This is a genomic window from Niveispirillum sp. (genome assembly GCF_052437035.1).
Lineage (GTDB): Bacteria > Pseudomonadota > Alphaproteobacteria > Azospirillales > Azospirillaceae > Niveispirillum.
Genome location: NZ_JBQVOH010000012.1, coordinates 1 through 26,444, shown reverse-complemented (window position 1 = coordinate 26,444; position 26,444 = coordinate 1). Strand labels below are relative to the sequence as shown.

Sequence of the window (26,444 nt, the reverse complement as noted above, 5' to 3'; positions counted from 1 at the left end):
GGGTCAGCCCCCGAACAGCCGGGACCACCAGGAGGATGGCTTGGCCAGCTCATCCGCTGGCTCCACGCCTGCCTTGTCCGTCGGGCCGTTACCGGGTGCCATCCGCTCCCTGCGCTGATCGTCACCTACCCTCAGCCCGTCATGATAGGCGCGGGTGGCCGCCGCACCTTCGACGTAGCGGAGCCCCAGGGTGCGGGCATCCTCCAGCGCCTGATCATCCCGGCACCGTGTCAGGATGCAGCGCGTGCGGGCCACCGGTCCCAGCCAGGCAATCCCGCCGGACAGGTCCACCGGTGCCCCATCATCGCCCAGCCAGGGGATGCGATACCAGTCCACCACCGGCAGTTCGGTATCGGATGGGGCCAGGGCCGGGATATGGTCAACGGCAACCGCAACCTCATCCGCCTGCGCCTGACTGAGGGCCTTCCGGTACAGTTCCCGGTCGGCCACCCATTCCAGAAAGGGCATCTCCACCACCAGCTTGCCATGCAGCCGAGCCGGGAAGCGGGCCGTCATCTCCCGGAATTCCTCTCCCGCCACAGTGGCGGCATGCAGCTTGACGGCGATGGGCAGGGTGTGGACGGCATCATCCCGCAGCAGGTCGTAGAGCATGCGGCGGTCCAGAAGAGCCGTGGCCTGATCAAACAGCCAGGGTTCGCGCCGCATGTGCGTGGCGAACAGCCGGTCCAGCGCCTCGATGGAAACCGTCCGTTCCACCATCACGGGGACCAGCCCCTTCTCATCATCCAGCCGAAAGATGATCTGTTCACGCAACAGGGAGGAGAGATCGACCGCGTGCAGCGTTCGCTCCATCTCCATGAACTTGTCGAGGGCGTCGGCGGCGGGCGGCGCATCTGGATATTGCTCGCTGCCCATCTGTTCGACCAGATTGCGCACCGCATCGCCAAATCCATCGGCGTCGCGTGACAGATCGAACCATGTCGTCCGCAACTCCCCCCGGTGATGGGAAGCCAATGCCTCCTCCACCCGACCCAGAGCCTGACGCCGTTCCGTCAGCAGGCTATCGGGAATGGACAGGACCAGTTTGTCCTTGCCCATATCAAACAGAATGACGTTAGCACCATCAGCCGCCTGCTTATCATCGCCCACTAGCCACCGGCGCAGCGTACGCCGGAAGACCGGGTCATCTTTATGCAGTAACCCTGACAGGTCGAGAATCACGGCATGGCGTTCCGGCTTGTCTCGCCGGTAATGTTCTGCTGCTCCCAGCAACCCAGATACATTCTGCATCGCTACTCATCCTTCATATCGACGCATTCAGGCATACCACTGTATCCCCCTTCAATACAGTACGGATTACGGCATGATCGATGTGATATATTGTTCATGACAATCAAATACCAAAGAAAATCAATTTGATCGAGCAGTTTTCATAGTATATTTTGTGATAATAATATTTTAACATTACAATTAGATAATTATGCAATATAAATTGCGAGCTCTATATATAAATTACAATCATGGATGTAAGTTTGCGCAGAAAGCAGGATAAAATGAAAAATTCTACGAATTCTGACATTTTCATAATATTGGTCAAGTAGACCTCGGTCGGTGCCGGTTACGATTTACGCCATCCTGGGCACCGCGCTGAGCTTGCTGCCGCTGTGCCTAGGTATGTACTCGACTTGCTGGAACGGACAGTGACTGTGGCTGCGCCGGCGACGCAATGCTAGATGGCGATTGCGAACGCCATCGTCGTCGGCCTGACCCTCGCTACCCTGCTTACCCTGGTGGTCACGCCCTGGGCCTTGATGTTGAGCGCCCATCTGCAGACGCGGTGGGCGACGCGGATGAGGGCGCGGCTGGACCTGCGGGAACCCTTCCGCCGGCCCCTTGCTACGTCCGCTTATCGTCCCAGCAACCATCTCCCCAAACGACCACAACGGGGGCGCTTTCCGGACGTGCCGTTCGTAGCCATGTTCGCTGTCAGGGCATCGACCAGAACGGCGGAAAGACCGCAATGGCCATGGTCTGGTTCTCCTGTGAAATGCCATGTGAATGGATTGCAAGTTTACAGAAGATGAATTTTACTAAGTTATACTTTGTAAAAAGTTCCGAGCTTGAACCTTGAAGCGCGGTTTGAAACCGTGCTATTTTACCAAGCATGACTAGGCAAAGCATGGGAAAGCTAAACTTGCTGGAGCGGACGCTCCCTGACGGGCTGCTGGTGGATGCGGCCTGGATGGAGCAGCACGGCTATTCGACCAGCCTCCGCAGCCAGTATGTCGCAGCTGGCTGGCTGGTGCAGCCGGTTCGTGGCACCTACAAGCGGCCGCTTGGCAAGCTGACTTGGGAAAGAGCCGTCATCTCATTGCAAGCATTGATGAAGCATCCGTTGATCGTAGGCGGTCGGACCGCGCTTGAACTGCAAGGGCTTGGTCATTACGTCTCCGCCAGCGGGCCGGCGAGCATCCATCTTCATGGTGACGAACCCCCACCAGGCTGGCTTGCGAAACTGCCTTTCAAGGAGCGCTTCATCTTCCACAAGGCCCAGACCCTGTTCAGTGCAACGACTACCGCGGAGGGTCCGCTCAGCTTGGCTGGTGGCGATGACGGCGATGACCATGAACGAACCGGGGATCATGTTCGCCCGCTAACCATGAGCGCGCACTGGCCTCTGCTGGTTTCCACACCTGAACGGGCCTTTCTGGAATTGCTGGACGAACTGCCGAAACGAGAGACATTCCACAATGTCGATATGATCGCGGAAGGGCTGCGCTCGCTCAGTCCGGCCCGTCTCCAGAGGCTGCTGGAAGATTGCCGCAGCGTAAAGGTCAAGCGGCTGTTCTTCTGGTTTGCCGAACGACATGGCCATCGCTGGCTCAACCGGATCGACCGGGACCGTGTGTCGCTCGGCAGCGGCAAGCGCATGCTGGTCAAGGGTGGCCGGCTTGATCCGAAGTACCTGATAACCGTGCCGGAGGATCTTGGTGCCCCTGTCTGATCGCTACCGGGCGCAGGTCGCACTCCTGATCGCCGTGATGCCGTTCGTTGCGGCGGAAGAGGATTTCGCGCTGAAGGGCGGCACGGCGATCAACCTGTTTGTTCGCGACATGCCCCGCTTGTCGGTCGACATCGACCTGACATACCTGCCGATAGCCGGGCGCCCGGAATCCCTGTCCGCGATTGACGCCGGCATGAAGCGGATCGCCGCTGCCATCCGCAAGGGACTGCGCGGTGCGCATGTCACCGAAGTCCTGAACACACGCGAGCAGGTTGTCACGAAGCTGACAGTGCAGCGGGGGGATGCCCAGATCAAGATTGAGGTGACGCCCGTCCTGCGCGGCTGCGTCTTCGCACCGGAACTGCGCTCTGTGTCGGCCGCGGTGGAGCAGGCGTTCGGCTTTGCCGAAATGCAGGTTGTCTCGTTCGCTGATCTTTATGCCGGAAAGATCGTGGCCGCACTCGACCGGCAACATCCGCGGGACCTGTTCGACATCAGGGACCTGTTGGCCAACGAGGGTATCAATGATGAACTGCGCCGCGCCTTCATCGTCTATCTGGTCAGCCATGACCGGTTGATATTTGAACTGGTGGCACCCCGTCGCAAGGACCTAGCCCAGGAGTTCGCGCAGGGTTTCGAGGGCATGACGACGGAGCCCGTCGCTCTTGAGGACTTGGCGGCGGCGCGGGAGGCGTTGATTGCGACGATCATCGGCGGGATGCCGGCCGCGCATCGGGACTTCTTGCTGCGGTTCAAGCGTGGCGAGGCGGATTGGAGCCTCGTCGGGCTTCCCGAAGCGGCGAACCTGCCAGCCGTGCGGTGGAAGCAACTGAACCTGGACAAACTTGCCAAGACTGTCCGGGCACGTCTTGTCGATCAGCTGGGTGTAGCGCTGTTATCCTGACCATAATGTCCCATAGCCCCCGCCTGAGATGCAAAAGCAGCTATAAAGGACGAAAGGGGAGGGGGCACCCTACCTCTACGGTGCTGATTTCGCGCTTGCCCACGATCCCAAGGGTTGGACCGTGTATTTGTGATTGCGCCGCCGCTTTGCACTGATCGTCGCCTGCTTGGCAATGAAGTCCGAGACCTTCTCCATGGCATTCTTGACGGGGTCGGCAGCCAGATGGGCGTACCGGGCTGTGGTCTGCACTTGGGTATGTCCGAGCAACTTGCCGATCATCGGCAGCCCTTCGCCCAGGAACAGGGCGCCGCTGGCGAACGAGTGCCGCAGATCATGGATGCGGACATCATCCAGCCCGGCCTTCTTGCGGATGCGGCGCCAAGGCGGCTGCAAGTCGCTCAACCGGGCACCTTCCTTCGTGCCGGTGATCACCCAGGGATTGTCCTGTAGCCTGGGGATCGACCGCAGCACGGCGGCCACGGCTTCCCCGAAATGCACAACCTTCGCGCCCGTTTTGGAATCCGGCAAACGCAATGCCCGCGCCTGCCAATCCACATAGGGCCATTTCAAGGTCATGACTTCGCCCAGGCGGCAGCCCGTCAGCATCAGCAACCGGACGGCGGCGACTACGGCCGGAGGCTCTGAACCATCCGCTTCAACTTCGGCCAAGGTCCGGCCCAAGGAGGCGTACTCGTCGGCGCCAAGAAACCGCTCGCGTTTCTCTTCACGGTATTTCTTCACATGCAGGCAGGGATTGCTGCCGTCAGGCCGCAGCCCCCAAACCTCGGCCAGATTGAACATCTTGGACAGCACCCCCAGGGTCCGGTTGGCCTGATAGGGAATGTGCTGTAGGGATTGGTGCAGTTCGGCGACGTCCCGGCGCTCGATATCCAAGACCTTGCGGGTGCCGATCTCGGGATTGATGAACAACTCGACGGAGCGCCTGTACTCATATTGAGTGGAGGGCTTGCAGCGGACAGCGACATGTTCCTTGAGGAAGCGCTCGCCGAGCCCTTTGACCGTGGGCGATTTGCGGGCTACGTCAAGCTCCTTGACCGGGTCGTTGCCAGCTTTCGCCTGTGAGATGATTTCGTGTGCCTTAATCCGGGCTTTCTCGGCGGTGATAGGGCCATGCGTGCCGATCGTCACCTTCCGCAGCCGGCCTTTGACCCTCGTCATGGCAACATAGACCTTGCGGCCCGATGGCCAAACGCGCACGCCGAAGCCGCGAAGCTCATCATCCCAATGGACGGTTTCGACGGCTTCCGGCTCCAACTGTTCGACCACGCGCTTTGTCAGTTTCGCCATCATCAACCTCCTTGCCTGCCAAAAAACTGTGGTCATGCCACCGGTCCACAGGTAACATATAGGTAACAAGAGAGAGTGAAATTAGGGTAATTGAAGCGTATTTGAGAGACAATGGCTCATTGGGATTATTATTTATAAACAGCATGTTATGGGGAATAGGCTGGTGTCGTCGTATTTGATCGTATGAATACTTTTCAAACTCATAACCTGAAGGCCGCAGGTTCAAATCCTGCCCCCGCATCCAACTGGTCACACCAAAAGCCCCGTAATACCAACAGGTTACAGGGCTTATGTCTTTGGCTCTGGTTCTTTGCAATGACCCACTATTTAACGAAATCAATAACTTAGCTCAGCGGGTTCAAATCGAGGGTGCCGCCCCCTGCATCCAACACCAAAGCCCAGGGAAGAACCTGGACCCTGTCGGGGGTAGGTTCTTCTTACCCGGCTTTAAAATGCGATCGACTGAACCAACCCGCTTGCCGCCGCGGCCGGATCGTTCAAGGCCTTGTTCAGCAGGTGCTGTGCAGCCACCAGATCCTGCGCCACGATGCCCACCGACTTGTAGAGGGTAATGTCCCCAGGGGTGATGCGGCCCGGTGCCAGCCCCTCCAGCACATCGCCCGTGCCGCCGATAATGTGGCTCTCATCGATCAGACCTTGGGCAACTGCGTCCTGATAATCGCCGGCCAGCGCCAGGGTCGAGGGCTTGTAATCCACATAGAAGCGGCTGCGTAAAACGGCTTCGGCGTCGATCTCCCGATTCTGCGGGAAGCTGGAACCAACGACATTCAGATGGCAACCTGTCGGCAGCCACGCCCCCTGCAGGATGGGTTCCCGCGAGGCTGTGGTGGTGCAGATGATGTCTGCGGTCGCCACGGCCTCCTGCACGCTTCTTGCGGGCTCGACGCTGATCCCGTGCTTCGCCGACATTCGGCGGCAGAAGGCGGCGGCCTTCTCGGCCGAGCGGCCCCATACCGTGACATGGGTGATGGGCCGGACGACCTGCATAGCGGCGAGGTGCTGTTCCGCCTGCTCGCCATAGCCCAGTACGGCAAGGTCGCTCGATTCCGGACGTGACAGCAGGCGGGTGGCGAGCGCGCTGGCCGCCGCCGTGCGGATGCCGGTAATGGTGCCGCCATCGAAGATGCCAACCAGGGCGCCGTGTACCGCTTCGAACAGCAGTACTAGACCGCGATGGGAGGGGAGGCCGACATCGAAATTTCCGGGGAAGACGCTGACCACCTTGATGCCGAACGCTTCTGGTTCATCAATCCAGCCCGGCATCATGGATAGCAGGTTGCCCGGAACGGGCAGGTCAAGGCGGCTGCGTGGCGGCTGGCGCGTGCCGCCACGGGCCGTGCGGGCCATGCCATGAGCCACGGCCTCGATACATTCGGCCATGGGCAACAGGGCTTCAACCGCGTAGCGATCCAGAACGACGATGGACATCTTGTCTTTCTCCGTATTTTTGCTGACGGGGGGAGCGGTGGCATGCCGGAACCGGCATTTTCCAACCGACATTGGAATCAAATTCATTTATTCTGGCGCGAAATACCCTGGGGGCCATCGCGGCATCAGGCCGAACCAAGAGGGAAGAGTGACAACAAGGCGCAGACGCAACGCCGTGCAACGGGACCCGGGGCTGCCTCGGACCCGCAAGGGCCTGGAGACGCGGGACCGGCTGATCGATGCGGCGACCAGCATGGTCAACAGCATCGGTTATCAGGACCTGCGGCTGGCCGACATCGCGGCTGAGGCAAAGGTCCCATCCAGCCTGATCTACCGATATTTCAAGGGCAAGGCGCAGATCGTGCTGGCGGCCCTGACCAGGCTGCGCGACGAGGTGCAGGACTTGCTGGCGGCTGACAGCACAGGCAGCGCCTTCGACCGTATCCTGGACAAGAACCGCCGTATCATCAGCCTTTATGCAGGCAATCCCGGCCTCCTGCGCTGTATCATCTCCTTCGGCGCTGATGAGCCTGAATTCCAGCAGCTGTTCCGCGACATGTCGCAACGTTGGAATCAGGCCGTGGCGCGGTCCATCGCCCAGCAATTCGCGGACGCCCGTCTGACTGAGGGGGAGCGGTTGATGCTGGCCCATGCGCTGTGCAGCATGGTGGACAATTTCGTCTATGAATGTCTTGTCCTGCGCAGCCCGATCCTGACGCCTGTCTTCGCAGAAGACCGGGAGCATATGGCATTGTTCGTGTCTCTGCTCTGGCATCGGGCACTCTATCTCCGCGATCCGCCCGCCGATCGCATGGGTCGGTTCGCCGGCTTGGCCGGCTTTCATCTCTGACGGCGGTCGCGCGCTTGGGGATAGCCGGGATCACATCATGAAATGATATTGAAAACAACTTCATTTTTTTCAACTCCATCCGATATCCGGACCTGACTGGGCAGGGCCGGCCCAACTAGGCATGGGAAGGGATGGGTGTTAGGTTGTCTTACGCAATGTTCAGGGTACGGATCGTCGATGTCGCAGGGTGAAAACGGCACTGTCGCCACCAGCCGGGGTGTGCGCAGCCGGCAGCGCATAAAGGACGCTTGCAGGAAGGTGCTGGAGCGTGACGGCTACCGTGCGCTGCGCCTTGTCGATGTCGCGCAGGAGGCGGATGTCCCCATTTCGCTGTTGTACCATTACTATCCAGACCTTGAGAGCCTGGCCATGGAGGTGCTGCAAGAAGCGGTGACCGACATGATGGAACAACTGCGCAGATCCATGACGCAGGAAGGAAGGCAGCGCAGCCCCGACGGTTTCGATCCGCTGATGCGCGCCACGGCTGTCCTGGCCCGGCAATACGCCGAACGTCCCGGCATTATGCGCAGCCTGTTGCAGCTGGAGGATTCCGAGCCGCGTTTCGCCGTCTTCTATCAAGAGGTCAGCGCCGCCTGGAGCCGGCGTGTGGCGGCCAATACCCAGCGGCGCTTCGCCGATGCCGGCGTTGATCCGGCGGTCCATGCGGCCCTGGCCCATACGCTGGGCGGCATGGTGGATCGCGCCCTGTTCGATCTTTATGTCCAACCATTGCCGGAACTGGTGGAAGGCGAGCTGGACCCGGATCGTATCGCCCGCTTTCTGTCCATCCTCTGGTATCGTACAGTCTTCCTGGCCAACCCGCCTGCCGATCAGATGGGGGAGTTTGCGGGTATGGCGGATCTGAAGGCACAGGGCTAAATTCAGGGCGACGGCGTGTAACTGGTGATGAATTTCAGGATACGGGCCAGGACCGGCGCGTCATCCACCGTAAAACCGACAGTGACCGTATCCAGCCGGCTGAAGCACGGCAGGTCGACCAGCAGTTCAGCGTTCCAGTGGTTCTTGAACTGCACCTCCACCGTCAGCGGCGTATCCGGCAGCAGCGGCGTTGCTGTGGTCCTGGTGCGGACGGCATCGGCGGCGGCGCCCCTGATGCACGGCCCGTATGATGGCCGATCATCAGGCAGGCGGTGAAGGGGTCCGTCTCGATATCCTGCATCATGCCCAGCGGGCGCGGCCAGGACCGCATGACCTGTACATGATCAGGCAGCGTATCCAGCACCGGTTGAGTGCAAACAGCTCTAATCCCACCAGGGACGGAGATCAATCTCGACCCGGCTTGGCTTGCCCGGCCCGGTCTGGATGGTGAAAACTTCGTTCTCGTCCCTGGAATGGCGGCGGAAGACCTTGGCATCACCGCCCGTGATGGCCAGACGCAGCCTGTGTCCGCGCTTCAGCAGGGCGGCCAAGGGGAACAGGGAGAACCGAACCTCCATCACTTCCCCCGGCAAAACTGGCATCGCATCGGCCCGACGGAAGGAATGGGGGACGGGACCTTGGTCATAGGGTAGGGTGGAGGGGTCGGCCGGTTTGCGGTGGATGGCGCGCAGCATGCCCTCCGTCAGATAGGTGACGCGGCCATCGGGGGCCACATCCTCCAGATAGGCGAAGAAGGCCGGGTCGTCAGTGGCGCTGCTGGTGTGCAGCGTGAGGACCGGGGTGCCCGCCAACTCCATATCCGTCTGGAAAGCTGGACTGTCGAAGACCAGCAGCTTCGCATCCTCCGCCCGCCGGTCGGGATAGGCGGGAGGGGTGCCGAACTGCGTTGACCAGCGGGTGGCATCGCCCGTGGTGGCCGTGAAATCCACCTTGTGGGCGACGCTGCCCGCCGGTGCCGGCCCCGTGGACAGGGTGCCGTCCGGGGCCAGGTGGAAGGAATGCACCCGCGTGTCGGCGGGCGGCCAAACATGGCTCTCGCGAAACCGGCGTGCACCCATAACGTAGTAATGAATGATGCGCGGCGATGGCGCGCCACGCCGAACATTCTCCGTGAAGGCCAGATTATGGGCGAACTGTGCCTCAACAGTGGGCATGGGGTCACGCTGATCGGGAAAGAAGGGATCGGCCCCCACATCATGCTGATGGCTGTTGGCGGTGATCCACACTTCCATCGGCACGTCGGGGGCGGAGCGGAAGCGGGCCAGCGCGGCTTCCGCCGTGCCGCCATCGACCCAGGACCCCCAATATTGTACGGGTTTGTGCAGCGCCCGTATGGCGGCCAGGGCCGAGGCGGGGGAAGAGTTGAATAGGCTGTGGCCGTTCAATCCCGGATCGTCGCGAAACTGCGCGTCCATATAATCTCCGGGTGCCCAGCGTTCCCGTCCCGTCACCGCCTGCCGCATCAGCTGGTAATCTTCGTCCCCATCGACAGGCTGCAAGGCGGGGAACAGTTTGGGGCAGTCGGCGGGTCGCGCCACGCAGTCGAAATCCTCCCGTCCGGCGCGGCCGGTGTCGATGCGCTGGGTAAAGCCACCCCATTCGGTCAGGAACCAGTCATTGGATACGCCGCCCGGCATGAACAGATGCAGATAGGCGTCGAAATCCGTCTGGCGGGGCAAGGCGCCCTTCAGGGCCGGGGCGGGGATGGCCGTCGACCAGTCCGAGGTATCGGCCATGTAGGAGACGCCATGGGTGAAGACCTCCCCGCTGGACCAGGGCTGGCCGGCCAGATGCGCGATGATCGCCGGCATATCGGCCTGTTCTTCCGGTCCGATATCCACATGGCGCGCGCCGAAAGACGCGGTGGACCCGCGCGTATCAATGATGGCGACGACATAGCCCGCCTTTCGCCAGCGTGCATAATCGGGGTTGGAGAGATAGACGCTCGCCCGCCCATAGCGGGTCTGCACCAGCAGGACCGGTGATCTCTCCGCCGGCGGCTTGCCGTTGGGGAAATAGAGGCTGAGCGCCAGCCGTATCCCGTCCCGCATGGGCAGGTAATAGGATTGGTCGCTCCAGCCTTCCGTCTTTTGCCCGGCCTCCGCGCCGGTTGTGACCACGTCGCCCAACCGCCCGCTCATCAGAAATCCACCCGCAGTTTGATACCAAAGGTCCGGGGCTCGCCCGGTATCGCCCGCTTCTGCCCGACCGCGTCCATATCATAGAGGTCGAACCGGCTGGCGGTGTAGTGCGGCGTCTTCGCTACCGGGGCCAGGGGGTTCCAGTTGTCCGAAGAATGCCGGCCCGGCGACCTGAGTCCCATGAAGATCTCCAGTTTTATGAAATTGAAAGCAACTTCACTATTGAAACATCGACCCCGTTGGTGTGTCAATAAGGGCTGTCGGTCGGACCATGTGTCATGGATGTGAAGCGGTACCGGCGGAACTGATGCGGGAGACGGGATATGCGCGTTGTGACCATGGCCATGCTGGCCGCTCTGGGCCTGTTGGTTCCTGTGGCGGCAGGGGCGGAGGCCTTGCGGCTGGGCAACGGGCCCGACATCTCAACGCTGGACTGGCAGAAGGCCTCCACCGTGTTCGAGATGCGGATCGCCAACGATATCTGTGAGGGGCTGCTGGCCTATGGTGCCCGGGGCGAGGCCATTCCCGGCGTGGCCACAGGCTGGACCCTGTCCAAGGATGGCCTGACTTATACGTTCACGCTGCGGACGGATGCGCGCTGGTCGGACGGAAGCCCTGTGACAGCCGATGATTTCGTGGCCGCCTGGCGCCGGCTGGTGACGCCGGCCACGGCGGCAGCGCAGGCGGATAAACTGCTCCACCTGGCGAATGCGCAGGCCATCATCACGGGTAAGGCCGACCCGGCGACGCTGGGCGTCAAGGCGGTGGACGCCCATACCCTGGTCGTGCAACTGGCCCGCCGGCAGGCGGATTTCACGGCCTATCTGCCCCAGGCCATGCTGTGCCCCGTCCACCGGTCCAGCCTGACCCAGGGGGCGAATGACCGGGCGCTGCCCCTCTCCAACGGTGCCTATATGGCGGTGGCACGGGAACCGCAATCGCTGGTCCGGTTGCAGAAGAACCCCCATTACTGGGATACCGCTACCGTCGCCACGGAGATTGTGGAATATCATGTCACGGAGGATCAGCAGACCGAACTGAAACGGTTCCGCACCGGCGACCTGCATATGACAGTGTCGGTTCCGCCGGGTCAACTGGATGCGATCAGGGCGGAATGGGGTGAGGCGCTGATGGTCTATCCCAGCGCCGGCGTCCTCTATCTCAGCCCCAATCTGACACGGGAGCCTTGGGCGACGCAGGTGAAGCTGCGTCAGGCGATCAGCATGGCCATCGACCGGGAGGTGATCTCGCAGAAGGTGCTGCGCAGCGGGGAAACGCCGCTTCTCACCTTCGTGCCGACCGGCATTCCCGGCTATACGGCGTCGCCTCTGCCATGGGCCACCCTGTCCCAGGCCGACCGAGACGCCAAGGCGCGGCAATTGCTGGCAGAGGCGGGATACGGCAAGGACAAGCCGCTGTCGATTGAGATCCTGCATCCCACGGGTGACCGGTTCCGGCAGATCAATATCGCCGTCGCCGCCATGCTGAAACAGAAGCTGGGTATCACCGTCACCCTGCATAATCAGGAGACGAAGTCGGTGGTGACGCATCTGCGGGCCCGCGACTATACCGACCTGGCCATGAATGGCTGGAATTCGGATCAGCCCGTGACCTATCTGGACCTGCTGGACGGCGACCGGGGCGGCTTCGGGCCGGGATATCACAATCCCGCCTTCACCAAGCTGCTGGAAGTGGCGCGTGAGCAGCCCGACCTGTCCGGTATGTATGACAAGCTGGCCGAAGCCGAAAGCCTCGCAATGGCCGACGCCCCTGTGATCCCGCTGCTGCAGGTCTCGCGCAAGCTGCTGGTCTCAACCCGCGTTAAGGGCATGCAGCCGGCGCCGGGAACGGTCACACCGGCCCGGTTCCTTCGGCTGCTGCCGGCGAAGTCCTGAAGCAGAAACCGCCCGGCGTATTGGTTACGCCGGGCGGTTTGTTTGCCAAAAAAGTGAAGACGGGTTGACCGTCAATCCTCCCGCACCAGCACGCCCAGCCATTCCGCCACGATGGCGGGCTGGTCGCTGCCTTCGATCTCGATGGTGCAATTGTTGGTGATCAGCATACCCAGCGCATGTTCCTTTACGTCCGCCAGCGCCATGCGCAGCCGGACGCGTGACCCGACATGCACCGGGGAGACGAAACGCACCCGGTTCAGCCCGTAATTCAGCTGATATTTCGACCCGCGCGGCAGGCCGATATCATTGGCCAGATGGGTCAGCATGCCCAGCGTCAGGAAGCCGAAGATGATGGTGCCGCCAAACGGCCCTTCACGCCGCGCCCAATCGGGATCGATATGCAGCGGGTCGGGATCGCGGGTGGCGCGGGCGAAAAGGTCGTTATCCTCCTGCCCCAGCGTGATCCAGCGGGACACGCCCAGTTCAGCGCCGATCAGGGTCGACAGGTCGTCCATATGGGGACGCATGGTGGTGGTCATTCCCTTATCCTTATTGTTCAGTGCCAGCCATTGACGCGCCGCCAGATGTCCGGCGCGTGGCTGTCGGAGCGGATGTGGTAGAAATCGTGGGCCGCCGCCGTCATGCAGGCATGGTTGGGCAGGACCTCCACCCGTGTGCCCACGGGCAGCAGCCAGGTCAGGTCCAGCCCGTGCGGGCCACGGAGATAGCCCTGTTCCTGCGCCACCTTGGCGATGAACAGGCCGGGCGGGGCGGGGGTGTCACCGATGCGGGCGACGATCCCGTAATGCCCGTCGGCACCTGTATCCTTGGACAGGGCCAGCGCGCCGGCATCCACCAGGGCATGGCCGCCGGGATGGTGGCTCAACACCTCCGTCACCACGCGCAGCGCGATGTCGCCCGGACCACAGACGCTGATGGCGGCCTGTGTCAGGTCCAGGAACTGGTAATTGCCGGGGCGGATTTCCGTGATGCCGGACAGGTCGTCGGCCAGCAGCGCCGTGGGTGTCGATCCGATGCTGACGGTGGGCACGGGCAGGCCGATATCGCGTAACAGGGTGGCGGCGGCGACGGTGGCCGATACCTCCTGCCGCGCGACACGACGGACGGCGTCGGCATCGCGGCAATCATAGGCCTGACCGGCATGGGTCATGACCCCGGCCAGAGACAGGCCAGGATGATCGTGGATCAGACGGCCCAGCACCGGCAGGTGCGGGTCGTCCGGGTGCAGGCCCGACCGGCCATAACCGCAATCGATGTCGATGAGGACCGGCAGCCGCAGCCCGCAGGACTGCGCCTCTGCCCCGACCGCCGCCGCAACGGTGGCGTCTTCGGCCAGGATGGTGATTTGCGCACCCGTGGCCGCGCCCAACGCCGCGATTTCCGTCACTTTTGCCGGGGTGGTGGTGACGGCGTAGAGGATGTCGCGGAACCCGGCATCGGCGAAATGCCGGGCCTCGCGCAGGGTGGACACAGTGATGGAGCCGGCCTGCCCGCCATGGGCGGCCAGCGCGATTTCCACCGACTTGGTCGTTTTCATATGCGGGCGCAGCCGCACGCCATGCCGGGCGGCGATAGACCGCATCCTTTCCAGATTGCGGTCCAGCACGTCACGGTCGACGACCAGATACGGGGTTGGCGGGCCAGCCTTCATCATCAGAAGCGCGCCTTGAATTCGACGCCCCATAGACGCGGGTCGCCCAAGGTCACGCCCTTGGTGTCGGAGAAGGGGATGCCTGTGCCGCCGCCATTGATGTAATGCCGGTCGAACAGGTTCTGCGCATAGACCGACAGTTCATAGGCACCGTCGTTGAAGCGCAGGCCCGCCTTGCCGCCCACCAGGCCATAGCCCGACTGCGACAGGTCCGGGTCCTGTTCCAGGGTGAAGAACTGCCCGGATTTGTAGGTGTAATCAGCCCGGAAATAGCCGGTGATGCCCGCCGTCACCTCCCGCTCATAACCGGCGGTGAGCGTGGTGGTCCATTCCGGCGCGCGCAGCATGCGCTTGCCGGACAGATCGCAGGTGCGGGCCGCACTGCCGGCGGGGCAGGGGGCGTTGGCGAAATCATCGTAGCTGGCATCCAGATAGCCGGCAGATGCCTGCAACAGCAATTCCTTCGTCGCCTTGAATTCCAGCTCCAACTCCACGCCCTTGCTGGTGGCGCTGGCGGCGTTGGAGACGATGAAACGGTTGGTGACGAAGGTGGAGACCTGCAGGTCGCTGTAATCGAGATAGAAGCCGGTCAGCGTGGCGTTCAGGCGGCGCGGCACCAGCGTGGATTTCAGCCCCAGCTCATAATTCGTCGCCTTTTCCGACTTGAATTCGGTGTCGGCGGCGCTGTTGATCAGGCCCGTGCTGAACCCGCCACCCTTGAAGCCCCGGCTGACGGTCGCATAGGCCATGGTGTCGTCGTTGAACCGGTACTGCGCCGTCAGCTTGGGCGAGAGGTTGTTCTCCGTCAGCCCGGCGGTGAAGACCGGGATCGGCGGCGGGAAGCCCAGCGGCACGAAGAGCGGGTTCACCTTCGACTGGTCGTGGCGGACATCCTTGGTCTCGTGGCTGTAGCGCAGGCCCGCCGTCAGGCTGAACTGCTCCGTCACGTCATAGGTGCCTTCGGCGTAGGCGGCATAGCTGTCGGTTTCGGTTCGCACGAAGGCCGGGGCCACGGACCCCGCCGGCACCACCAGCGCCCCGCCGGTCAGCACCCCGGTCAGAACAGAGAAATGCGGGCCGACGGAGGCGACCTGATTGCCCTTCAGGATCTGGTGGAAATAATAGAGGCCGGCCGTGTAGCGGAAATGATCCCGCTGTGCCGCGACATAGCGCAGTTCCTGGCTGAACTGGTGCTGCTTCTCCCGCAGGCCCGACTGCACCAGCGACAGGGGCGTGAAGTCATTGTCGCTTTGATTGTCGAAGGTGAAGCCGCGCAAGGCGCTGATGGAGGTGACCGTATCCTCGCCCGTGTCCCAATCGATGGTGGCGGATGTGCCCCAGACGCGGCGGTTTTCATTGTTCGGCGCATCAAAGGCGGTGGTGCGGTCGAACAAAGGCGGCACCGTCAGGGGCACGCCCACGGCCTGGGCGAAACCGCCAACCGTGCCGCCCAATGTCAGGACCGACTTGCTGTCGCCCGTACCGTCATCGCGGCTGCCATCGGCGGACAGGCGGATCGTCACGGTTTCCGACGGGCGCGCCTCCAGCGTCAGGCGCGCGGTCTCGCTGTTGATGTCATTAACCTTGCGGCCCTGGAAGCTGTTGGTCAGCAGACCGTCGCGGCGCGTGACGGCGGCCGATGCGCGGAACGCGAAGGCGTCACCCAGCGGGGCAGAGACGGTGGCGCGGTAGCGCTGCGCGTCGTGATTGCCAAAGCGGATATCGGCCACCGCCTCCGGCTCCTTTGCCGGGCGCCTGGTGATGATGTTGATGGCGCCGCCGGTGGTGTTCTTGCCATAGAGCGTGCCCTGCGGCCCGCGCAGCACCTCCACCCGTTCCAGGTCGATGAGGTCGCTGTTCAAGGTCGTGGCGCGGCCCTGATAGACCCCGTCGACGGAGACCGAGACGCTGCCCTCCGTGCCCAGATTGTTCACGTCCGAGGTGATGCCGCGGATGGAGATGCGGCCAGAGCGCAGGGAATTGTTGTTGTCCAGCGACACGTTGGGGATCAGGCGCATGGCCTGGTCCACGGTGCCGACACCGGCCCGTTCCAGCGCATCGCCGGAAATGGCCGTGATGGACAAAGGTACATCCATCGGATTCTCGATGCGCCGCTGTGCCGTGACGATGATCTCCTCCAGCACGATCATTTCCTGCGCCTGCCCGGCAGTGGCTGCCGTCAGGGCCAGGATGGAGGCGCATGCCAGCCGTACCCGCTTGTTTTCCCGTACCATAAAAACCCCCTTGTTCTAGTTGTTGATGCCGGCGGTCCCGGCCCTTGCATGTGGTATTTTTAGAAATCGAACACAATTTCACTTTTAAGGCAAGCGCTGTTGCGGCAGTGACCTTCCGTAGGTCAGGTCGAGCGCGCCGCGCGAGCCCTGACAGTCTTGCGGTAAGGCCTTTTCTGTCAGGGCTCGGCTTTCGCCTCGACCTGACCTACGTCACCTGCCAGCATCCCCGCCACCTGTGCCTTCAACGCCTGCTTGTCCAGCTTGCCGATGGGCAGCAGGGGCAGGGATTCTGTAAGGATGAAACGCTTGGGCACCTTGTAATTGGCCATGTGCGCTCGGCAATGGGCGGCCAATTCCGCAGGGTTCGGCGGTGGATGGCCGGCGCGCGGCTGGATGAAGGCGTATCCCACTTCTCGGTAAAGCGGGTCGGGTACGCCAACGACGGCGGCCAGTTCCACGGCGGGGTGGGTTTCGATTACCTGTTCCACCTCCCGCGGGTAGACATTATAGCCGCCGGATTTGAACATCTCCTTCAGCCGACCGACGATGCGCCAACCCAGGTCTGGCACGATCTCCGCCAGATCACCCGTTCGCATCCAGCCATCCGGCGTGAAGCTTTCGGCGGTCGCATCGGGCCGGTTGAAATAGCCCTGCATGATCCAGCCGCCCCGCACCTGGATTTCGCCCGCTACCCCGTCGGGCACCGGGTTGCCGTCTGCGTCCGCCAGGCGGATGTCATAACGCGGATCGGGCCAGCCGATGCTGCCGGCCAGCACCGCGATGTCGGCGTCTGGGCGGGTGAAGGTGATGTTACCCGTCGTTTCCGTCATGCCGAAGCAGGTGACCAGCCGCTTGCCCAGTGCCGCCAGCTGGCATACCAGCGCCTCTGGTGCTGCCGCCCCAGACCAGACGATGTCGCGCAGATGCGACAGGTCGGCATGGGCGAAGGCCGGATCATCCATCACCAGTTGGAACATGGTGGGGATCTGGCCCCAGACGCTGACCCGTTCGGCCGCCAGCACATGGACGGTGCCGGCGGGGTCGAAGCTTTCCATGAAGATGATGGCCCCACCCTGGACCAGGGTGGCGCAGGATACGTCGCCGACGCTGCCAATATGGTTGATGGGCAGGTTGTTCAGCATGCGCATGCCGGGTCCGCCGAAATGGTCGCCCTGGATCAGGGAGCATTCGACCAGCCCGCGTTGACGCAGCACAGCCCCCTTGGGCCGGCCCGTCGAGCCGGAGGTGTAGACGATCAGGGCCGGGCTGTCGGCGGTCACCGTTTCGCGGGCGGCGGCCAGCAGGGCAGGCGACAGGTTTTCACCCGCCGCCAGATGGCGCGGGTGCAGATTATCGCCCTGCACCTCCAGAACCGCGCGAATCGACGGCACCTCCCGCGCCAGTTCCGACAATTCGGCCGGATAATCGCGTCCGCCAAAGCCGGGAACGGTGATGACCAGCGACGGTTGCGCGTCGGTCAGGACATGGCGGAATTCCGCCGTGCGGTATTTGGGGTTCAGTCCGGTCCAGATGCCGCCAATGCCGCAGGTGGCCAGGAACAGGGTCCAGAAGGCCGGGCAGGGCGGGGCCAGCATCGCCACCCGGTCCCCCGGCCGTATCCCCAGGGCCAGCAATGCCCGCTGCGCCGCCGTCACCTGCGCATGCAGGGTGGCGTAGGACAGGCGGCGTCCATTCAGCACGGCGGCGTCGCTGTCGGGCGTGTGATGGGCGTAATGGCCCAGATAATCGCCCAGTCGGGGCAGGGCGGGGATGTCTGGAGGCAGCAGACGCATTGCGGTCACTCCACCATGTCCAAGCCGGCATGAAGGGCCAGCGACGCCACGGACTGGATCAGCATCATGGTGGCCGTCAGGTCGGCCACCCCGGTTTCAGCCAGATTGGTCAGCAATGCCAGGGTGATGCCGCTTTCCGGCTCGACAAAGCCCGCCGACAGATAGCCCAGCACCCGCCCGCCATGGCCCCAGCAGGGGATGCCCCCGAACATCCGGCATTCCAGGCCCAGCGCATAGGCGGTACGCATCCCTTGATGGGGGTCCGCGACCTGTGTGGCCAGACAGTCGGCAAGGCCGATGCCGCCGGCGCTTCCGTCCCGCAAGCATTGATACCAATGCAGCAGATCGCCCAGGTCGGACACCATGGCCCCTGAGGAACCGGCCCAGAACAGGTCCCCGCCATCGGCCATATCCGCGAAATCCAGTGTCGGGTCAGGACGGTACCAGCCGGAGGCCATCAATCCCGGCGGGAGGTCCGCTCGTCGTCGGCCCAGGCGCGTCTGGTTCAGGCCCAGGGGGGCCAAGACCCGATCCCGCAGCAGGCTTTCATAGGGCGTCCCGGTAGCGCGCGCCATGACATGGGCGGCCAGGGCGTAGCCGTAATTATTGTATTCGAACCGCTCTCCTGCCGCAAAATGCCGGCCATCGGCCAGGGAAAGGGTTTCCAGTTCATCGAACCCCACCTCCCGATCCGGCAGGCGTTTGGGCGGGGTCAGCAGGGCATGACCATTGCCCAGGCCGGATTGGTGGGTCAGCAATTGCCGCATCGTCACCTCGCCCCCATGGCGAAGGTCGGCGGCATAGTCCGCGACGGGCCGGTCCAGGTCCAGCAACCCGGCCTTGATCAGCGACAGGGCCGTGACGGCAGTGAAGCTCTTGCTCTGGCTGCCGATACAGAACTGATAGCCGGGTGTGACAGCCTGCGTCCGGGCGATATCCGCATGCCCCGCCGCCAGCAGCAGGGGCGCACGGCCCGGTACGGCAAGCCCCAGCACCGCCCCGATGGTGCCCTGCCGGCACAGGTCGGCCAGGGCCAGGGATAGCCGGTGCGGAATATCGCGAAGGGGATGGTCTGCACGCATCACGGCCTCTTTCATTCGGCAAACGGGCGGGGCCAGGCATAGGGCGAGGCATCGATATCCGTGACATGCCCGTCGATGATATCGGCCAGCAGCCGGCCCGACCCGCAGGCCATGGTCCAGCCCAGGGTACCGTGGCCGGTGTTGAGGTAGAGACCTTTGGTGCCGCTTTCCCCCACCAGCGGCACACCATTGGGCGTCATGGGGCGCAGGCCGGTCCAGAACTGGATCGCCGCCATGTCAGCGGCACCGGGGAACAGGTCGGCAATCACATGGCGCACGGTATCGCACCGCGCCGGGGTCAGCCGGTGATCCGGCCCCGCCAGTTCCGCGATGCCGGCGGCCCGGATGCGGTCACCCAGGCGGGTGACAGCGATCTTGTAATGATCATCCAGCAGGGTGGAAACGGGTGCCCGTTCCGCATCTACGATGGGGACCGTGGCCGAATAGCCCTTCACGGGCAGGACGGGCAAATCCAGCCCCAATGGGCGCAGCAGCCGGGCGGTTTCATGGCCGGCGGCCACCACCACGGCATCGGCGGCGTGGAAGCGCCCGCCGACCATCACGCCGGTCACCCGATCACCCGCCTGCACGACCTGCGTCGCGGCTGTGCCCAGATGCAACGCGACGCCATCCTGCTGCAACCGGTTAGCCAGCGCGTGCGTAAAAAGCTGGCAATCCCCCGTCTCATCACCCGGCATCAGCAGACCGCCGGCCAGCCCGTCCACCATATGCGCCAGGCCCGGTTCCCGCGCCACGCATTCACGCGGGGTCAGCAGGGAATGCGGGACGTTCAGGGTGGTCAGCACATGGCTGTCGGCGGTCGACGCGTCCATGGCCTTCTGCGTCCGGAACAATTGCAGCGTGCCGCGCTGTCCATCATCATAGCGCAGGCCCGTCTCCGTGCGCAGGGCGGCCAGGGCCTGCTGGCTGTACCGGGCCAGCGACAGCATCCAGGTCTTGTTACGGCGATAGCGGGCGGCGGTGCAGTTGCGCAGCATCCAGCGCAGCCAGCGCCATTGCCGCCAGTCGGTGGAACCATGGATCAACAAGGGCGGATGCGCGCTGACCATCCAGCGCAGCGCCTTCAACGGAATGCCGGGTGCCGCCCAGGGGCTGGCATAGCCCCAGCTGATCTGTCCGGCATTGGCGTGACTGGCCCCGTCGGCAACGGCGGGGGCGGCATCAATGATGCTGACCTCGTGCCCCGCTTGGCGCAGGTAATGGGCGCTGGTGACGCCAATGACGCCCGCCCCGATGATCAGGATACGCATGGATGCGGCTCCGCAATTCACTATTCATTGAGTGTGCCAAAAACTGAACTTGAAAACAATATCATTTTATGGTGCCATCAATTCCACCAAAGTGCGGAGAGGGGTGATGGTGTTGCTGCGTTCGATCATGGGGGTGACCCTGCTGCTGGCGGGTTTGTCATCACCGGCGGTACGGGCCGAAATCCCTGATGACCCGGCGACCTTCGCGGCTTTTGCTGAAAGGGCGCTGTTCGCCAAACTGGCGGATCGGCAGGTGGCCGGTGCTGTGCTGATCGCTGTGAAGGATGGGCAGGTGTTCCATGCCCGCGCCTATGGTATGGCCGATCTGGAGGCCAAGCTGCCCGTGGACATTGATCATACCATGTTCCCGCTGGCCTCCATCACCAAGACCTTCACGGCGACGGCGGTCGCACAGCTGGTGATGGAAGGGCGGCTGGGGCTGGACGATCCCGTGCAGCGGCATTTGTCCTTCCCCTTGCACCAGGGGCCGGGGCGGGCGGTGACGCTGCGCGACCTGCTGACCCATGCGTCGGGCATGCCTGACCGGATGATCGGCAGCTCCGCCTGGGATGCCGACAGCCTGTTGCCGCTGAAGACCTATCTGTCCGATCGGCAGCCGGCCCCGCTGCTGCCGCCGGGCCAGTTCCATTCCTACAGCAATTACGGGACGGCACTGGTGTCCGGTGTGTTGGAGCAGGTGACGGGCCGTGATCATGCAGCATTGCTGCGCGACCGTATCCTGTCGCCCCTGGGCATGGATAACAGCCGCTTCAACCTGCCGGGGGCGGCGCCTGCCGCCGATCCCGCCGCCATGCCGGCCCGCACCTATGAACCGGGGCCTGACGGGCGGCTTTACCCCGTTCCCGTTGAATATTCACTGAATATCGGGGCGGCGGGCTTGCAGGCCAGCGCCAACGACATGGCCCGCTACATGGCAGCCTATCTGGAAGGTGCTGCGGGCCACGATACAATATTGATGCCGCCGTCCGGCATTGGGGAGTTGCTGCGGCGTCAGGGGGGGAACCCCGATATCGGCACAACGCTGGGTCTCATCTGGCAGCGCCGGCAGGTGGGGGGCACGCTGGTCGTCGGTCATTCCGGTGGTGAACGGGGCCTGTCGGCTGACCTGCGGCTGTTTCCCGAAAAGGGCTTTGGCTATTTCCTGGCCATTACCGGGAATGGCGGTTTCCTGACCGGTGATTTCCTGTCGTCCTTCCTGGAGACCTATCTGCCAGACCCGGCGCCGGCACTGGTGCCGCTGCCCGATGCGGCGCAGCGTGCAGCGTCTGTCGCCGGCACCTATCAGGATTTCCGCTTCATCGACCCCGATCCGCTGCTGATGCTGTCGATGCTGACGGAGTTCCGATTGAGTGCGGATGATGATGGCGTGCTGACGCTGGCCATGCCGGGCCTTTATGGCGGCACGGCCCCGCGCTTCATGGAAACCGCGCCCGACCGGTTCAGCCTGCTGCCTGGTGATAATGGCCGGCGTGTGGGGCGGACCCTGTCGGTCGTGCGCGACGCGGCCGGCGCTGTGGCGTCCATCCATCTGGACATCGCGGGCTACAACCTGTCCGCCCTGCCGCAGCCCTGGTACCGGCAGGCCGGCGTGAAGCTGCCGCTGCTGTTGGTCGGGCTGGGGTCGGCCTTGGCCATGCTGGTGCTGGCGACGGTGCTGTTCGCTCGCCGCCCGGCGTTGCGGCCCGGCATGACGGTGCTGGGGCTGTCGGCACTCAGCATCCTGGCTTTCCCGCTCTGGGTGGGTTTGGTTCTGGCCGGGGGCTCGCAATGGGATCTGCTGTACGGCATGGGCTATCTGGGGCTGCGGCCCGCCTTCGTGCTGCCCTGGCTGTCGGCCATGCTGCTGGCCCTGGCAGTTCCTGTCCTGTGGCACCGGCGTATGCAGGCCGGTCCGGTGATGCGCAGCGTCCTGGCTGGCGGCGTCGTGCTGCTGGCGCTGTATCTGGCCCTACTGGCGGCCAACGGGCAGTTCGTGCTGTCCATTCCCTGATCCGTTGCGACAAGAAGGGCTGTCCGATGCATATCTTCATCGCCGGCTTCGGGTGCGAGGTGAACAGTTTCGTCACCGCCCGCGCCACCCTGGATGATTTCGCGGGCCATTGCCTTTATCGCGAAGGCACCGACCCCCGCATGGCCACGCCCACCAACGGCCATAGCGATATGGTCGCCCTGGCCCAGGCCGATGGGCACTGTGTCCTAGGCGGCACGGTCGCCTTCGCCCCGCCGACGGGGCCGCTGCGGCTGGAGTGCTGGCAGCATCTGCGCGCCCGTATCCTGAATGACCTGCGTGCCGCAGGTCCCGTGGATATCGTGTTGATGAACCTGCATGGCGCCACCCTGGCGGAGGATGGCAGCCATTGCGAGGCGGTTCTGATGGCCGATATCCGGGCAGCGCTGGGCGGGGATGTGGTTGTTGGCGCCTTGCTGGACCTGCATGGCCACCTGTCGCCGGGTCTGCTGGAAAGCTGCGACCTGCTGGTCGCCTACAAGCATTATCCCCATACCGACATCGCCGCGCGTGCCGGGGAACTGTATCGTCTGGCGGTGGCCACCGCGCAGGGGCGGATCAGGCCGCGCATGGTCATGATCCCGGTACCGGCCATCGGTGCCTTCCCCACGGTACGCCCGGCCATGGCCGATTTCGTGGACTGGATGGGCGCGATGGAGGAGCCGCATGGCATCCTGTCCGTTTCGCTGATCCATGGCTTTCCCTGGGGCGATCATGCCGACGCCGGGGTGCGCGCCCTGGCCATCGGCAATGGTGATCTGGCCCTTGCGCAAGCCGCCGCCGATGCCATCGCAAGGCGGTTCTGGCGGGAGCGGGACGAACTGGCGCTGCGGCCGATCCCGCTGGATCAGGCGCTGGCCATCGTGGCGGCGGCCCCGCCCGGCCCGCCCTTCGTTCTGGCCGATGGCAGCGACAATCCCGGCGGCGGCGCGCCCGGTGATGCCACCCATATCCTGCGCGGCCTGATTGAGGCGGGGGTGGAGGGGGCGGCGGTCGGTCTGCTGCATGATCCGGAAACCGTCGCCGATGCCCGTGCCGCCGGGGTCGGTGGAACATTCCCGGCCCGCATTGGCGGCAAGCGGGAGGCCTGTTCAGGCGAGCCGGTGACCGGCATGGCGACGGTCCTGTGCCTGCGCGATGATGCGATGCAACGCCATTGTGCCCCTGAAACCCCGCTGTTGCCTGTCGGCGGGGCGGCTGCCATCCGCATCGGCGGCGTCGATGTTGTGGTGACGGAGGGTCGAGGGCAGACATTCAGCCCCGATGTCTATTCGCAAATGGGCATTGATCCACTTTCGAAACGAATTCTGGTGCCGAAATCGACGGTACATTTCTTCAGCAATTTCATTTCGATAACGGATCGAATCCTCTATGTCGATACGCCCGGCGGTATTGACCTGGGTTTCCGCGATGTGCAGTTCCTGCATCTGGCCCGCCCCGTCTGGCCCCTGGACCCGCTATGAGCAGGGGTGACGGCCTGGCCGTGCTGGATGCCGCAGGGGTGGAGGCCTTGCTGCCCATGGAAGACGCCATCAGGGTCGTGGCCAAGGTCATGGCACGCATGGCGCTGGGCGATGTAAGACAGTCACCGCGCAGCCGCATGGACCTGCCGGGCATGGGCCGGCTGCTGGGCATGATGCCGGGCTTCATCGATGAACCGGCCTGTTTCGGGATCAAGGTGGCAACGGCCTTTCCCGGCAACGCCGCCGCCGGTTTGCCGTCGCATTGCGGGGCGGTGCTGCTGTTCGATGCTGATCATGGGGCGCCGGTGGCCCTGTTCGATGCCGGCGCCATTACCGCGATCCGCACGGCGGCAGCTAGCGCCGTCGCCACCGACGCCCTGGCCCGACCGGATGCCAGCCATCTGGCCGTGCTGGGAAGCGGGGAGCAGGCGCGGCGGCATGTGGAGGCGATGTGCCTGATCCGGCCCGTGACCCACCTGTCCGTCTGGGGCCGGTCAGCGGACAAGGTTGCCCGCTTCGGCGCGGAGATGGCGGAAGGGCATGGGATCGCGGTAGCGCCCTGCGCCACCGTGGCGGGGGCGGTGGAACAGGCCGACATCATTTGCACCACGACATCCGCCACGGACCCGATCCTGACGGGCGGGCTGCTGCCGGCGGGGGTGCATGTGAATATCGTCGGTGCCTCCTTCCCGCAGCAGCGGGAGGTGGATGGTGCGGTGCTGGCGCGCGGGCGTCTTTATGTCGATCATCGACCCTCGGCCCTGGCGTTGGGCGGTGATATCCAGGCGGGGCTGCGCGACGGCTTGATCGGGGAGGGCGATATCCGGGCGGAAATCGGCGCCATCCTGGCCGGAAAGGCCGAGGGCCGCACCACCGCCGACCAGATCACGCTCTACAAATCGGTGGGCGTGGTGGCGCAGGATCTGGCGGTGGCTGCCCATCTGCTGACATGTCTGGCCACCGCGCCGCCGACAATCATGCAAAGACTAAGAATGTGAAAAGGGGAGGGGCGCATTATGATGATGCCCGATGATATGCAGATCGATGACCGCTACAAGGGCGTGCCCGCCGGGACGGTACCCTTCAGGCTGGACAGGATTGCGGAGAAGGGCTGGAACCTGCTGGCGGGCGACCTGCCCTTGCCGGCGGCGGTGCTGCGCCGCTCCGCCCTGGATGCCAACAGCGCCTGGATGCGGGCCTTCCTGGCCCATACTGGCCTTTCCCTGGCCCCGCATGGCAAGACCAGCATGAGCCCGCAGCTGTTCCACCGCCAGCTGGCGGACGGGGCCTGGGGCATCACGGCGGCCAGTGTCGGCCACGCCACGACATACCGCCGTTTCGGCATCAACCGCATCCTGATGGCCAATCAGCTGCTGTCCCGGCCCGACATTGCCTGGGTAGCGGGGGAATTGTCGCGCGACCCGGATTTCGATTTCTACTGTCTGGTCGACAGTCTGGACGGCGTCGCCTTGCTGGTGCAGGGGCTGCGCGCGGCGGCACCCACCCGGCCCCTGAACGTGCTGCTGGAGGTCGGGCAGGCGGGGGGGCGCACGGGGACTCGTAACCTTTCGGATGCGATGGCCGTTGCGGCGGCGGTTGCGCAGGCGCCGGACGTGCTGTCCTTGGCCGGGATCGAATGTTACGAGGGCATTTTGCCTGGTCCTGATGATGCCACCATTGAGACGTGTATCGCCGCACTGTTCGCCCTGATGACCGAAACCGCGCGGGCGGTTGAGGCCAGGGGCTGGTTTCGGCCCGGCCCCGTGCTGCTGTCGGCGGGTGGGTCGATCTATTACGACATGGCGGCGGCTTCCATGCGGGCCATCGGGCTGAAATCACCGGTCCAGATCGTGCTGCGGTCCGGCTGCTACCTGACCCATGATCATGGCTGGGCGCAGCGGGCCTGGCAGCGGCTGGTGGAACGCAGCCCGCATCTGGCGGGGCTGGCGCCGCCACCCCGGCCCGCCATCGAACTCTGGGCCTATGTGCAGTCGCGGCCCGATCCGGGCCGGGCCATCGTTACCCTGGGTAAGCGCGATGCCGGCACCGATATCGACCTGCCCGTCCCCGTCGCCTGGCACCGCATCGGCGGGCAGGGGCCGCAGGCGCTGGAGGCGGGATACCGGCTGACGGGCATGAACGATCAGCATGGTTACCTGTCGCTGCCGGAAGACAGCCCGTTGCGGGTGGGCGACATGGTCTGTTTCGGCATCTCCCATCCCTGCACCACCTTCGACAAATGGCGGCTGCTGTCGGTGGTGGAGGATGATTACCGCGTCAGCGGCGGCATCCTGACCTTCTTCTGACCGGCGGGGAACCCAATGCTTTCCTATATCATCCGGCGCCTGCTGGAAGCGATCCCGACATTGCTGGTGATCGTGGCCTTGTCGTTCTTCCTGATGCATTCGGCACCGGGTGGCCCGTTCGACAGCGAACGCGTGCTGCCGCCGGAGATCGAGGCGAACCTGAAGGCGGCCTATAATCTGGA

Annotated in this window: 21 protein-coding genes; 9 read left to right on the top strand and 12 right to left on the bottom strand. The window is 63.9% G+C overall.

The window, feature by feature from the left end; all coding sequences use genetic code 11:
- Positions 1–3: 3 nt before the first annotated feature.
- Positions 4–1,251: a hypothetical protein gene (locus ACT6Q8_RS22090; RefSeq protein WP_444734723.1), complete on the bottom strand. Its 1,248-nt coding sequence runs from the start codon at positions 1,249–1,251 to the stop codon at positions 4–6.
- A 904-nt stretch (positions 1,252–2,155) separates the two neighbouring features.
- Here ACT6Q8_RS22090 and ACT6Q8_RS22085 point away from each other — a divergent pair.
- Positions 2,156–2,965 (top strand): type IV toxin-antitoxin system AbiEi family antitoxin domain-containing protein, encoded by an 810-nt coding sequence (locus ACT6Q8_RS22085; RefSeq protein WP_444734724.1) that lies wholly within the window; start codon positions 2,156–2,158, stop codon positions 2,963–2,965.
- Complete coding sequence (locus ACT6Q8_RS22080; RefSeq protein WP_444734725.1) at positions 2,952–3,869, top strand: nucleotidyl transferase AbiEii/AbiGii toxin family protein; 918 nt, start codon at positions 2,952–2,954, stop codon at positions 3,867–3,869. Before ACT6Q8_RS22085 ends, ACT6Q8_RS22080 begins: the two co-directional genes overlap by 14 nt.
- Before the next feature lie 75 nt (positions 3,870–3,944).
- On the opposite strand, the gene ACT6Q8_RS22075 is transcribed toward ACT6Q8_RS22080, so the two are convergent.
- Both ACT6Q8_RS22075 and ACT6Q8_RS22070 read right to left on the bottom strand, forming a co-directional pair.
- On the bottom strand, positions 3,945–5,180 hold the full coding sequence (locus ACT6Q8_RS22075) for a tyrosine-type recombinase/integrase (protein ID WP_444734726.1): 1,236 nt from the start codon (positions 5,178–5,180) through the stop codon (positions 3,945–3,947).
- A 444-nt stretch (positions 5,181–5,624) separates the two neighbouring features.
- Positions 5,625–6,626: an ornithine cyclodeaminase family protein gene (locus tag ACT6Q8_RS22070; protein WP_444734727.1), complete on the bottom strand. Its 1,002-nt coding sequence runs from the start codon at positions 6,624–6,626 to the stop codon at positions 5,625–5,627.
- 175 nt (positions 6,627–6,801) lie between these two features.
- On the opposite strand from ACT6Q8_RS22070, the gene ACT6Q8_RS22065 reads away from it, so the two are divergent.
- Complete coding sequence (locus tag ACT6Q8_RS22065) at positions 6,802–7,476, top strand: TetR/AcrR family transcriptional regulator (RefSeq protein ID WP_054168368.1); 675 nt, start codon at positions 6,802–6,804, stop codon at positions 7,474–7,476.
- Between the two features lie 177 nt (positions 7,477–7,653).
- On the top strand, positions 7,654–8,355 hold the full coding sequence (locus ACT6Q8_RS22060) for a TetR/AcrR family transcriptional regulator (RefSeq protein WP_444734728.1): 702 nt from the start codon (positions 7,654–7,656) through the stop codon (positions 8,353–8,355).
- Between the two features lie 2 nt (positions 8,356–8,357).
- On the opposite strand, the gene ACT6Q8_RS22055 is transcribed toward ACT6Q8_RS22060, so the two are convergent.
- The 3 genes from ACT6Q8_RS22055 to ACT6Q8_RS22045 all read right to left on the bottom strand — a co-directional run bounded on the left by ACT6Q8_RS22055 (position 8,358) and on the right by ACT6Q8_RS22045 (position 10,699).
- Complete coding sequence (locus ACT6Q8_RS22055) at positions 8,358–8,591, bottom strand: M55 family metallopeptidase (protein ID WP_444739427.1); 234 nt, start codon at positions 8,589–8,591, stop codon at positions 8,358–8,360.
- 147 nt (positions 8,592–8,738) lie between these two features.
- A complete protein-coding gene (locus tag ACT6Q8_RS22050; RefSeq protein ID WP_444734729.1) occupies positions 8,739–10,517 on the bottom strand; it encodes a CocE/NonD family hydrolase in 1,779 nt (592 codons plus the stop codon).
- Positions 10,517–10,699, bottom strand: coding sequence for a hypothetical protein (locus tag ACT6Q8_RS22045; RefSeq protein ID WP_444734730.1), 183 nt, complete (start codon positions 10,697–10,699; stop codon positions 10,517–10,519). Before ACT6Q8_RS22045 ends, ACT6Q8_RS22050 begins: the two co-directional genes overlap by 1 nt.
- Before the next feature lie 141 nt (positions 10,700–10,840).
- Between ACT6Q8_RS22045 and ACT6Q8_RS22040 the strand changes: the two genes are divergently transcribed.
- Positions 10,841–12,412 carry a peptide ABC transporter substrate-binding protein gene (locus ACT6Q8_RS22040; RefSeq protein WP_444734731.1) on the top strand — a complete coding sequence of 524 codons (1,572 nt, stop codon included), beginning with the start codon at positions 10,841–10,843 and terminating at the stop codon, positions 12,410–12,412.
- Positions 12,413–12,483: 71 nt separating this feature from the next.
- Here ACT6Q8_RS22040 and ACT6Q8_RS22035 read toward each other — a convergent pair whose 3' ends face one another.
- The 6 genes from ACT6Q8_RS22035 to ACT6Q8_RS22010 all read right to left on the bottom strand — a co-directional run bounded on the left by ACT6Q8_RS22035 (position 12,484) and on the right by ACT6Q8_RS22010 (position 20,464).
- The gene (locus ACT6Q8_RS22035) at positions 12,484–12,951 is read right to left on the bottom strand and encodes a MaoC family dehydratase (protein WP_444734732.1); all 468 of its coding nucleotides are present in this window, start codon (positions 12,949–12,951) and stop codon (positions 12,484–12,486) included.
- Positions 12,952–12,968: 17 nt separating this feature from the next.
- Positions 12,969–14,087, bottom strand: coding sequence for an alanine racemase (locus ACT6Q8_RS22030; protein ID WP_444734733.1), 1,119 nt, complete (start codon positions 14,085–14,087; stop codon positions 12,969–12,971).
- Positions 14,087–16,318, bottom strand: coding sequence for a TonB-dependent receptor (locus tag ACT6Q8_RS22025; protein ID WP_444734734.1), 2,232 nt, complete (start codon positions 16,316–16,318; stop codon positions 14,087–14,089). The genes ACT6Q8_RS22030 and ACT6Q8_RS22025 overlap by 1 nt, the downstream gene beginning before the upstream one ends.
- Before the next feature lie 176 nt (positions 16,319–16,494).
- Positions 16,495–18,111: a class I adenylate-forming enzyme family protein gene (locus tag ACT6Q8_RS22020; RefSeq protein WP_444734735.1), complete on the bottom strand. Its 1,617-nt coding sequence runs from the start codon at positions 18,109–18,111 to the stop codon at positions 16,495–16,497.
- Between the two features lie 5 nt (positions 18,112–18,116).
- Positions 18,117–19,193 carry a serine hydrolase domain-containing protein gene (locus ACT6Q8_RS22015; protein WP_444734736.1) on the bottom strand — a complete coding sequence of 359 codons (1,077 nt, stop codon included), beginning with the start codon at positions 19,191–19,193 and terminating at the stop codon, positions 18,117–18,119.
- Between the two features lie 11 nt (positions 19,194–19,204).
- A complete protein-coding gene (locus tag ACT6Q8_RS22010; RefSeq protein ID WP_444734737.1) occupies positions 19,205–20,464 on the bottom strand; it encodes a D-amino acid dehydrogenase in 1,260 nt (419 codons plus the stop codon).
- Positions 20,465–20,570: 106 nt separating this feature from the next.
- On the opposite strand from ACT6Q8_RS22010, the gene ACT6Q8_RS22005 reads away from it, so the two are divergent.
- The 4 genes from ACT6Q8_RS22005 to ACT6Q8_RS21990 are packed head-to-tail and all read left to right on the top strand — an operon-like array spanning position 20,571 to position 26,262.
- Positions 20,571–22,475, top strand: coding sequence for a serine hydrolase domain-containing protein (locus ACT6Q8_RS22005; protein WP_444734738.1), 1,905 nt, complete (start codon positions 20,571–20,573; stop codon positions 22,473–22,475).
- Between the two features lie 26 nt (positions 22,476–22,501).
- Complete coding sequence (locus tag ACT6Q8_RS22000; RefSeq protein ID WP_444734739.1) at positions 22,502–23,956, top strand: M81 family metallopeptidase; 1,455 nt, start codon at positions 22,502–22,504, stop codon at positions 23,954–23,956.
- Positions 23,953–24,954: an ornithine cyclodeaminase family protein gene (locus tag ACT6Q8_RS21995; RefSeq protein WP_444734740.1), complete on the top strand. Its 1,002-nt coding sequence runs from the start codon at positions 23,953–23,955 to the stop codon at positions 24,952–24,954. Before ACT6Q8_RS22000 ends, ACT6Q8_RS21995 begins: the two co-directional genes overlap by 4 nt.
- Positions 24,955–24,972: 18 nt before the next feature.
- Positions 24,973–26,262, top strand: coding sequence for an amino acid deaminase (locus tag ACT6Q8_RS21990; RefSeq protein WP_444734741.1), 1,290 nt, complete (start codon positions 24,973–24,975; stop codon positions 26,260–26,262).
- The last annotated feature ends 182 nt before the right edge of the window (positions 26,263–26,444 follow it).